At 40.7% G+C, this 10,471-nt stretch carries 8 protein-coding genes; 2 read left to right on the forward strand and 6 right to left on the reverse strand.

The genetic code is table 11. The features are described from left to right. Positions 1-86: 86 nt before the first annotated feature. From JIG37_RS21345 to zntR, 3 genes are all read right to left on the reverse strand, one after another. Positions 87-1,217, reverse strand: a complete 1,131-nt coding sequence (locus tag JIG37_RS21345; RefSeq protein WP_199530226.1) for a 1-acyl-sn-glycerol-3-phosphate acyltransferase — start codon at positions 1,215-1,217, stop codon at positions 87-89. Between the two features lie 155 nt (positions 1,218-1,372). Continuing rightward, the gene (locus JIG37_RS21350; RefSeq protein ID WP_138616258.1) at positions 1,373-2,602 is read right to left on the reverse strand and encodes an SO_0444 family Cu/Zn efflux transporter; all 1,230 of its coding nucleotides are present in this window, start codon (positions 2,600-2,602) and stop codon (positions 1,373-1,375) included. Further along, positions 2,586-2,999 carry a Zn(2+)-responsive transcriptional regulator gene (zntR, locus tag JIG37_RS21355; protein WP_199530292.1) on the reverse strand — a complete coding sequence of 138 codons (414 nt, stop codon included), beginning with the start codon at positions 2,997-2,999 and terminating at the stop codon, positions 2,586-2,588. Before zntR ends, JIG37_RS21350 begins: the two co-directional genes overlap by 17 nt. 94 nt (positions 3,000-3,093) lie before the next feature. Between zntR and JIG37_RS21360 the strand changes: the two genes are divergently transcribed. Continuing rightward, positions 3,094-4,038: a D-2-hydroxyacid dehydrogenase gene (locus JIG37_RS21360; protein WP_199530227.1), complete on the forward strand. Its 945-nt coding sequence runs from the start codon at positions 3,094-3,096 to the stop codon at positions 4,036-4,038. Positions 4,039-4,201: 163 nt separating this feature from the next. Beyond that, on the forward strand, positions 4,202-4,582 hold the full coding sequence (locus JIG37_RS21365) for a DUF3192 domain-containing protein (RefSeq protein ID WP_199530228.1): 381 nt from the start codon (positions 4,202-4,204) through the stop codon (positions 4,580-4,582). 37 nt (positions 4,583-4,619) lie between these two features. On the opposite strand, the gene JIG37_RS21370 is transcribed toward JIG37_RS21365, so the two are convergent. The 3 genes from JIG37_RS21370 to JIG37_RS21380 all read right to left on the reverse strand — a co-directional run bounded on the left by JIG37_RS21370 (position 4,620) and on the right by JIG37_RS21380 (position 10,399). Beyond that, positions 4,620-5,543 carry a diguanylate cyclase gene (locus JIG37_RS21370; protein WP_199530229.1) on the reverse strand — a complete coding sequence of 308 codons (924 nt, stop codon included), beginning with the start codon at positions 5,541-5,543 and terminating at the stop codon, positions 4,620-4,622. Continuing rightward, positions 5,512-8,940 carry an ATP-binding protein gene (locus JIG37_RS21375; protein ID WP_199530230.1) on the reverse strand — a complete coding sequence of 1,143 codons (3,429 nt, stop codon included), beginning with the start codon at positions 8,938-8,940 and terminating at the stop codon, positions 5,512-5,514. Before JIG37_RS21375 ends, JIG37_RS21370 begins: the two co-directional genes overlap by 32 nt. A 61-nt stretch (positions 8,941-9,001) precedes the next feature. Then, a complete protein-coding gene (locus JIG37_RS21380; RefSeq protein WP_055197676.1) occupies positions 9,002-10,399 on the reverse strand; it encodes a PhoH family protein in 1,398 nt (465 codons plus the stop codon). Positions 10,400-10,471 lie beyond the last annotated feature (72 nt).

The raw sequence follows: 10,471 nt of genomic DNA on the forward strand, positions 1-10,471 counted from the left end.
TAATAAGTAATATTAAAAGTATAGCCTGAAAATTAACCATAAAAAAAGCCACTTTAAAAAGTGGCTTCTTAAACTATTTGTTTCGCTTACTTAGACTCGCTTGTTGCAAGTTCTGCTTTACGATGAAAAGGCTTAGCGTACATAGCTAATACCAAAGGCTTTAACTCCTCTGGCACTTTTGCGATACGCTCATTAAATGCAGCGGCATCTTTTTCATCAATCACAGCTTGCGTACAACCACCTGCAATATAATTGCCTGGGTGTAAGAAAAATGAATCAACAATTTGCTGATCAATAGTTTTTGCCAGCTCTTCAGGCGATTCACAGCCCGACTCAATTGGCTCGCCAAACGCTAAATGTACATGCCCTTTGGCGGTGCTAAAACCTTCAACAATACTAGCTATGTCTTCACCCTGCTGTTTCACATACTGACCATGTTGCTGTTTATGATAAAGCTCTTTCGCTTTAGCAATCGCGCATGGCTCGTATTGATAAGAGATAGACACAGGTACAATTTTTAATTCGCGTACGTATTCAGCAAACTCTTTCTTCTGCTTGCGGCCTTGTAACTGCAACATTTTAAGCAGGGCAGGATCTGTTTGGTCAAAACCGTCTTTTGCTCGGCCTTCTTTTTGCGCTATCCAAATTGAGTGGCCTTCAGAAAGTGAGTCATAAATATAAGCAGACAGCTGCGACAGCGCTTTTAGCATCTCTTTCGGTGCTTTCGCTGAGCGCTTCACAATAAAGCTCTTGTTTAAACGCATTAACTCAGTGATATAAGGAATTTGCAGTAAGTTATCACCAATGGCGATACGAACTGTCGGCATGTTGTGCTTAAACAAGCCCCAATTAACGAGCGCAGGATCAAGCACTATATCGCGGTGATTAGAGATAAATAAGTAAGCTTGTTTTGGGTCTAGTTTATCAATGCCCGAAAACGTTACCTCTGAAGTAGTGCGGGTGATTAGTTTGTTCAAATAATCAGCCACTTCGTGCTGAACTTGCTCAACCGATGAGGTGTTACCCCACTTTTTACGCAGCTGGCTGCGCACTAATGGGCGAGTAATAAATGGGAAGTTCGATAAAAAGCGCGGTAAGTTATACTTAGCGATTACATCTACAAAGGCATTATCAGCAATCAAACGCGCTACTGAGTCAGCTACTTCATCATCATTGTAAGGTCTTATGTCGGCGTATTTATCCACACTTTCACTCATTAAAAACTACTTAAGTTAAAAAACGGCACGCAAAGCGTACCGTTAAAAATAATTGGCGGATTATAACTCAGGCAATTTTAAATGCGAACCGAGACGCGATAGTTAACCAAATTAAATGCCAATTAATGTAGAAAATATTTATCTATAACAAATAATTAAGCAATGCTCTTACCAGTTTGCGAGGATTTTTTTAATACCATTTTTAACAGCAATCTGAGTATTAAAATTGCCAACACAATACCTGCAGCAAGGCTTAACCAATGAGGTAGAACCTCGTGCTCTTCACCCATCATCGGCGCTACCACAAAACCATATTGCGCCACTAAATAATCGGTTAAAAAGCCAAAAGCCAGTGCCGTGCCAATCACACCTATTAGGTAGGCAAATACCGCTCGCTTGCCAAGCTCTTTACCAACGACACCAAGCGTTGCGATATTGGTTGCCGGCCCAGCTAACATAAACACCAGCACCGCCCCCGGAGATACACCACTGAGTAATAAACCTGCCGCTATAGGTGTCGATGCAGTTGCACAAATATACATAGGAATACTGATTAAAATAACCACCAGCATAGCAAGGATACCATTCCCCCACTGGCTTAAAAAAGATTCTGGTACATAAGTTTGTACAAGCGCTGCAAAGAATAAACCGATCATTAGCCAAATCATGGTGTCTTCAAGCAGCTTATTGCAACTAAAGCTCACCGCGCGTTTCAGTTTGCTAAAACGACTTTCAACGGCTTTGGTTGGCTGCTCACTGCTACAACAGCTTTTCTGTATAGGCGCTGCTTTTTCTGTTGAGCAACTTTGTTGCTGCTCCTGTATTGGTTGCGATTCCTTGCTACTACAACAACTTTGTGCGGGCTTTGCTGGCGCCTCTTTACTGCAACAGCTCGTTGTGGTCACAGGCTTTGGCTGTTTACTACTACAACAAGAGTCTGCTTTAGTACTTTCTTTATCTGATTCTGTACTTTGTACTTGTTGGAGTTCACTGTCTTTCCCCACTAAGACGCCGGCCACAATGGCGCTGCACACGGCGGCAATAGGACGTATTATCGCCATAAATGGGCCTAGCAACACATAAGATACCGAAACCGAATCGACCCCTGTTTCAGGGGTTGAAACTAAAAATGCGGTGGTGGCACTTTTCGATGCCCCCGCTCTTCTTAAACCAATGGCTGCTGGGATCACACCACATGAGCACAAGGGCATTGGAGCACCTATAAAGGCTGCTTTAACTGTGGTCCACAACCCTTCTTTGCCTAAATGCCGGTTAAGAAAGTTAGCAGGCAAATATACATTGAGAAGACCTGCTATGAATAAGCCCAGCATTAACCAAGGTGCTGAGAGTAAAAACAGATGCCAAAAATTATTGAGTAAGTCCATCGATATCCTCCAGCGTCGTTAGTATTGAGCAGTTTTCAGCAGGCTCTTCACCGCCACAACATTTATCTGCCAACAATGAAAGTGAGTCATAAAAGCGAGTAAGCTCTGCAATTCGTTGTACAACGAGGTCACGTTTTTGTAACGTCATTTCTTTAACTTCATGACAAGAATGCTGATCTTTATGAAACTTAATTTGCAATAACTCTTTGATCTCAGCCAGACTAAAGCCAACATTCTTTGCTCTGAGAATAAACGCCATTTGTTTATGGTCATTCTCAGAATAAAAACGATATCCCACGTCTGAACGCGAACTAGGCGTTAACAAACCATGCTTTTCGTAGTACCGTAGCGTATCTGTTGAGACACCCAACTGACGGGCAAACTCACCTATTTTCATCACCGTCTCCATTGTGAAGCGTTTATTTATTATGCTCACTATAAACCTTGGAGTACACCCCAAGGTCAAGCAATAAATTAAAAAAGGAAAGCACATGAATATTACTGTCCTTGATACAGCGACATTAGCCAACACGTCGTTAGATGCCTTAGCGCAATTAGGTAAATTAACCTGTTACGATTTAACCGCTAAAGAACAGGTTGTTGAGCGCTGCCAAGATGCCGATGTTGTTGTTAGTAATAAAGTGGTGATTGATCAGCACGCCATGAGCAAATTACCTAATTTAAAATTAATATGTGTTGCAGCGACAGGGACTAACAACATTGATTTAGGTGCAGCAAAAGAGCATGGCATCGCAGTGACCAATGTCGCAGGTTATTCAACGCCGAGTGTAGTGCAGCATACCTTTACCCTCATCACTAATTTACTGGGTAATACTCACAGATACATTAATGATTGCCAGCAAGGCTTATGGCAACAAAGTCCAATGTTTTGCCGTTTAGATTACAGCTTTAAAGAAATTGCAGGCAAAACATTGGCAATTATTGGTTACGGTTCACTAGGTAAAGCCGTTGCCGATGTAGCGCGTGCTTTCGGTGCTAATGTCATCATCAGTGAACGAAAAGGCCATGCACCTCGTGAAGGTCGTGTTAGTTTTAATGATGCTCTAACCACAGCAGATATTATTAGTGTTCACTGCCCACTTACTGATGAAACACGCAACCAAATCGCCGCGACAGAATTAAGCATGATGAAACCGACAGCTATCATTATTAATACTGCTCGTGGTGGGATTATCAATGAAGCCGATTTAGCTGACGCATTAGCTAATAATGTTATTGCCGGAGCTGGTGTTGATGTACTCAGTAAAGAACCTGCAGAGCAATCAAATCCGCTGGCACAGTATAAAGGCGCAAACTTATTACTTACTCCGCATATTGCTTGGGCCAGCCAAGAATCTATCGTGCGTTTAGTTAACGAAATTGCTTTGAATATCCAAGCATTTAATCAAGGCGAGATGCGTAACAGGTTGGTCTAAATCGCAATTTATTAGTCAAGAGAGCTAAGTAGTTAGTAATTTATTACTTGGCTCTTTACCTAAAAACAACCTAAGAAACTGATTTAATTTACTTTTATAAGTTTGGCAAGTAGTTTGCAAATAAGTGAACAACTATAAAACAATTTCTACGGGATAAAATAACATGAAAAAAGCACTTCTAATTGCCGCGCTAACTGCACCATTTTTAACTGGTTGTGTCATTGCTGTTTCTGACGGTGAAGCAAACACACATTGGGCGGGAAGCTCATCTAGCTGGCAAAAGCAGCATAAAAATAACCGTGAAGTGATCTCTAATCTTGCATTAGATACCAGCTATCAAACTGTATTAAACAAACTAAATACTCCTAGCTTTAGCGAGTTATTAAAGCAGGGTGATGATGTGTACCAAGTATTATTCTATGCAACCCATAGTATTCATTCTGATGGCAAGATAACTAAAGACGAATGTACACCACTGGTTTTTAAAAATGATAAGTTAATCGGTGTGGGTGATACGATTTATAAATCACTTAGCAATGGCTAGCTTGCATATTTAAATTCTGTAAGTAGGCAGCTATTGCCTACTTATGTTCACTCACCGCTATCATTCTCGATACTATCTGATCACGCCCAGCATCTTTTGCCTGATAAAGACCTAAATCAGCTTCTTCAAGTAATGTTTGCTCTGCATACACCTGGCCATTTTCCGTGGTTGCAATACCAATACTAATTGTGACATGGTCGGCATTTAGTGACGCTTTATGCGGAATATTTAACTCATTAACGGCATTACGTAATTTGTTTGCAAACGACATAGCTTCTTTTGCAGAGGTATTTGGAAGTACAGCTGCAAACTCTTCACCGCCATAACGAGCAACAAAGTCACTACCTCGCTCACATGCTCCAACTAAGGCATGAGCAATTTGTTTTAAACAATCATCGCCTGCTCGGTGACCATAACAATCGTTGTAACGTTTAAAGTGATCAACATCCATTAATAATACTGATAATGGTGTTTGATCACGACGACAACGACGCCACTCTCGCGCTAAATTTTCATCTAAATAACGTCGGTTTGGGATCTCTGTTAGGCCATCAATTGAGGCGAGCATTTCAAGCAAGTCATTTTTTTGTTTGATCATTAATTGATTGCGCACACGTGCACGAACGATCGCTGCACTAAAAGGTTTGGTGATGTAATCCATCGCCCCTAATTCTAACCCTTTAGCTTCATCATCATGGCTAGTATTTGCCGAGATAAAGATTACCGGTAGCATGCTTGTCGTTGCGTTCTCTTTTAATTTGTTGAGTACTTCATAGCCGTCGATTCCTGGCATTACAATATCCAAGATCAACAGATCCACACTTTGTGTTTTTAGAAACGTCAGTGCTTTTTCGCCACTCTCAACACAAAAAACATCATAGTCTTGCTGTAATGTTTTTTCTAATACCAAGCGGTTTAACGGATCGTCATCAACAATCAGTACCTTGGCTCTTTTCAACATCAGTAGATCCTTGTTCGATGATAAAGGCAATAACCTGTTTTATTTGGCATTGCAACTCATCAATTAATTGTTCGGAAAGTTCACCTTTAGCTTTTAGTGTAGCCTCGCAATGCTGAGCGCACGCTGACAATCGTTTAAACCCAAGGTTACCAGCCGATCCTTTCACATTATGCACCACGCGGATCAACTCGTCGGTAGTCTTTAATGTAGAAATTTGTATTAACTGCTCTGCTGCCATAGTCGCAAACTTCGACAACATAGTTAATACTAACTTATTATCATTTCCAAACTGAGATAAGATAAAAGCCTTATCAAAAAAAGCTTCTTTTGAGTTTTTAAGCTCACTCATTGCTAAAAACAATTTACTCGCAACAATAGGTTTAGTTAGGTGTTTATTCATTCCTGCCGCAATTGAATGCTCAATATCTGCAGCCTCACTATGAGCGGTAAGCGCGTATATCGGCATTTGCTCTTTGGTGTATAATTGACGAATAATTCGCGTCGCTTGGCAACCATCCATCACAGGCATTTGAATATCCATAAAAATTACGTCAGGTTTGATCTCTTTAGCAATTTCTATACCTTTTTTACCATTTAGAGCACAAATGACAGTAATATCTATTTGCTCCAAAATACTCTTAATGATGCTCAAATTAAGCGGATTATCATCAACTGCAAGTACTAAAAGTCCAGATAAGTCAGTACTCGAAGGCAAACAAACTAATTCTCTTTTTGTAGGTCCTGATGCTTTATCTAGCTGTAAGCAAAAACTAAATTTGCTGCCTTTACCTTTTTCACTATCAAGTTTTATCTCTCCGCCCATTAAAGCGACTTCATATTTAACAATCGCTAAACCTAAACCGACCCCCTGATGAGAGCGTGTTAAAGACTCATCTCCTTGCGTAAAAGCATCAAATAACCGCCCTTGATCAGCCTTATTTATACCTATACCTGTATCTTTAACTGTAAAACAAATTAGTTGCTGCTCTAAAGACTCTTCAATCAGCTCTAAACACAGAGTTATTGTGCCTTGTTCAGTAAACTTGGCTGCATTTGTCAATAAATTGGCTAATACTTGCTGCAAACAAATTTGGTCGCCAATTAAGAATTCGTTGATGTTCTCGTCACGGTCAATGATAAAATCAATGCCTTTATTTGTGCATAAGGGAGTGATCACGCCTCGACTAAAATCAATTAGATCAGATAAACTCATAGGCGCTTTATTCATTTCCAGTTGAGCACTTTCGGCACGTGCAAAATCAAGCATTCGATTTAAAAGCGTCAGTAAACTATTAGCTGCTGTTTTTGCCTGCTCTGCATGAGTGCGCTGATGCTCAGTTAGCCCTTGCAATGCAATAACATCAATTAAGCCTAGTACTGCATTGAGTGGTGTGCGTATTTCATGACTTAGATTAGCAATAAAGCGGCTTTTAGCGAGCGTTGCCCGCTCTGCATCATCTTTTGCTTGAACTAAATCCGTCACATCCTGTACATGAACAACATAATAATCTGGTGTTTGCTCGGCATTCCAAACTAGGGACACACTAATTTGCAGCCAGCGCTGCTGTTCTTGCTGCTCAAGACTAAAGTGATAAACTTTTTTCTTCTCATGCAGCAGCTCTGTCAGAGTATTTTTCAACGTCTGATAAGACTGCTCAGCAAATAAGTTTGTCAACTCGAGGCCATTAACGTTTACAATTGCAAAGATTTTTCGTGCCGCTTTATTTGCTTGCAGCACTTGATCTTCAAGTGATACCAGAAGCACCCCATTTGCTGCGTACTCCATAGCACTGCGTAATTTCGCTTCGGAGCTTTGTAGTGCATTCAGTGCATTATACTGCTCGGTAATATCACGACCAATCGCCATGGTACCAAGAAATTGCTGGTGCTCGTTGTAAAATGGCACAATGCTAAAAAGGTAAGTTTTCTCATAATTTGAAAGACGAGTTTGATACGTTTTTTTGTCTCTTAAAACCTGCTTCTCAAGTTCATTTAACTCGCCGTTATCATCACTAATATCACATAATTGCTGGCCTACTAACTTCTCTTGTGGCAAACCAATATAGCCTTCATACGCTTTATTACAGCCTAAAAACGAGCCATCAATATTCTTAAAATAAATAAGATCCGGCACGTTATTGAGCATGGTATTTAATAACGCTAAGTGACGTTCTTTCGCATCAATACTACGACGCAATTGTTTTGACTTTACCTGTACCTGAGAATCAAGCGCTTTATTCGCCTCTTGTAATGATTGGACGAGCTCTTCATTGCGGCTAAACACTCGTTTTACACGGCTGAACCAAGGCTGCCAATCGACAGGAATACGATAATGAACTAACGCTTGTTTACCTTCATCATGCTGCTCAAGGTAATTCATTAAGTGCGTCATTGGTTTTACAAAAATACGTTGACTCAGCCAAAAAACAGCGCTGAACATCATCACTAAAAACACACTCAAAAACGCGAATTCTAAAAAGATGTCGTAGCCAACAGGTTCACTCAGGGCCTGCTTTGATTCATAGAAACGAGTGTAAATAGGTAAGTTTGTTGCCTCTTGCACTAAATGGCTGTGGTTATTCTTGCGCATATCGACAGCAACATTCGGCCAATATTCGCTAGCACTGATGGCAGTGTTAAGCGCTGTTTTTGAGCTGGCAATAACTTGGTTATCTTGATTGATAAAAATATACTCACCATAGTTAGGCGCTATTTTCTTTAACCAGCTAGAAATTGCTTTAAGATCATAAATCAACACGATGTAATCACGACTATTGGCTGCTCGTTGCTTACCAATTGCAAAATAAGCATGGCCATTAATCGTCAACACAGAGCTTGAGGAAAGCTTATTACTATTAACTAATTGAGGCCTAAATTTGTTATCTAACACGCTGGTCAAGAATTCACTTTTTGCTGTACTTCGGCGCTTAATATAAGCAAAACCTTGCTCATTAACATAAGCCACGGCTTCTAAAGATTGAACAAGTGACAGGGTAGTATTAAAAGAGGGGCCAAGGGCGATAACTCGCCGCCATTGATTAATTGCATAAGCGGTTGAGGCAAACTTTCCTTGTCCGACTATCTCCCCCACTCCATCGCCAACACTTTGGTAGTAATAGTGATCATATTGATTCACATTGCGTGCCCAACTTGGATCAAAGTCATAAGAAAGTGGCTGCTCGTAAAGCTTGAACATGGTGTCTATAAGGCCATCTGCGGCACTCATCGCATGGCTAAGCTGAGCGGATATATTATTAAACCCGCTTTGCCTGCTTTCTATCGCCCGCTCAAGTTTTAAATTATATAGGTGTAAACACAAAAAAAACGCCACTAACAGCGGCACAATAAGTGCCACTGCTAAAGAGCGATAGTAATGCTTTAACGGTAAAAAATTCACTGGCTTATAAGTACCTTACCTCGATAAAGCTAGGTTAACGAGGCATAGGAATACTGGCAAGTTATAAATTTTCTTCAGCAAAGCTGGCTAAGCGGCTACGTACCACACCGTTTAAGTTAACGGTGGCACTGCCCTGAAAATCTTTAAAACGTTCAACAATATAGGTTAAGCCTGAGGTGACAGGCGTGAGGTAGTTACTATCAATTTGCGCTAGGTTTCCTGAGCAAATGAGTTTAGTGCCTTCGCCGCAGCGAGTGATAATGGTCTTCAGTTGTGAAGCAGTTAAGTTTTGACTTTCATCCAAAATGACAACCGCATTTTGAATACTACGACCACGCATAAAGTTTACCGATTTAAACTGTACATTGGCTTTTTCCATAATGTAATTACGGCTCGAAATTGGATTTTCGTCCCCTTTATGCAGCACTTCTAACGTATCGGTAATAGCAGCTAACCACGGCGCCATTTTCTCTTCTTCAGTACCAGGTAAAAAGCCTATTGATTCAGCAATCTCTGGGGTATTACGCGTAACAATCACTTTATCGTAAATGCCTTTTTCAATAATCATTTCGAGGGCACTAGCAAGAGCAAGTAAGGTTTTACCACAGCCAGCGGGACCAGTTAAAATTACCAATTCAATACTTGGGTCAAGTAGCGCATCAAGTGCCATCCCTTGATAAACATTTTTTGGTTTTACACCCCACGCGGTATGACTCATCAAGCGCTCAACACTGATATCTTTTAAAGTAATTTGTTTATCATCGTAGCTTGTTACTCGAGCCGCAAAGTGGTCGCTTTCATCTAAAATATATTCATTGCAGAACACATCGCTAATCGTGCTTTTTGCCACATGATGATAGGTATCTCGGCCTTGCTGCTCTGTTTCACATTCTCCAACCTGTTGCCAAAAATCACCTTCAATTTTTTTATAGCCGCTTGTAAGCAACGCTATGTCGTCAATTAATTGGTCTGTTCTGTAGTCTTCAACAAATTTAAGCCCTGCCCCTTTCGCTTTAAGGCGCATATTGATGTCTTTAGTGACAAGCACCACCTTGCTGTCACTGTGCTGTTTTTGCAGATGTACAGCGCAATTGATAATACGATGGTCGTTTTCGTTGCCAGGTAAACCCGAAATACTGTCTGCAAATAAATGGTCATTAACAATAATTAAGCGGCCACGAGATTCTGATTTTGCCTTTTTGTTACTAGGGAGCGCGACACCCTGCAACATTTGCTCTGGCGAAGCGTCCTTTAGAACTTCATCTAAACCACGAATAGCAACACGGGCGTCACGGCTAACGTCATGTTTCCTATCTTTAATGTGGTCGAGCTCTTCTAATACTGTCATGGGGATAACAACATCATGTTCTTGGAAAGATAAATAAGCGAGGGGTTCGTGGAGTAATACATTGGTATCGAGCACATACATTTTACTATCAAGGTTCGAAGCTTTTTCCATAGCACTTTCCTTACGTTTTATGATTTTTATGCTATACCCAATAAACTAAACAAGCGGCGGATGAAGCTATGG

The organism is Pseudoalteromonas sp. bablab_jr010, assembly GCF_016464105.1.
Taxonomy (GTDB): Bacteria; Pseudomonadota; Gammaproteobacteria; order Enterobacterales; family Alteromonadaceae; genus Pseudoalteromonas; species Pseudoalteromonas simplex.

What these genes read in the sequence shown, in the direction of transcription:
- JIG37_RS21365 (WP_199530228.1), top strand. Translation starts at nt 4,202, where the DNA reads ATGAAAAAAGCACTTCTAATTGCCGCGCTAACTGCACCATTTTTAACT.
- JIG37_RS21345 (WP_199530226.1), bottom strand. Translation starts at nt 1,217, where the DNA reads ATGAGTGAAAGTGTGGATAAATACGCCGACATAAGACCTTACAATGAT.
- JIG37_RS21360 (WP_199530227.1), top strand. Translation starts at nt 3,094, where the DNA reads ATGAATATTACTGTCCTTGATACAGCGACATTAGCCAACACGTCGTTA.
- zntR (WP_199530292.1), bottom strand. Translation starts at nt 2,999, where the DNA reads ATGAAAATAGGTGAGTTTGCCCGTCAGTTGGGTGTCTCAACAGATACG.
- JIG37_RS21380 (WP_055197676.1), bottom strand. Translation starts at nt 10,399, where the DNA reads ATGGAAAAAGCTTCGAACCTTGATAGTAAAATGTATGTGCTCGATACC.
- JIG37_RS21350 (WP_138616258.1), bottom strand. Translation starts at nt 2,602, where the DNA reads ATGGACTTACTCAATAATTTTTGGCATCTGTTTTTACTCTCAGCACCT.
- JIG37_RS21370 (WP_199530229.1), bottom strand. Translation starts at nt 5,543, where the DNA reads ATGTTGAAAAGAGCCAAGGTACTGATTGTTGATGACGATCCGTTAAAC.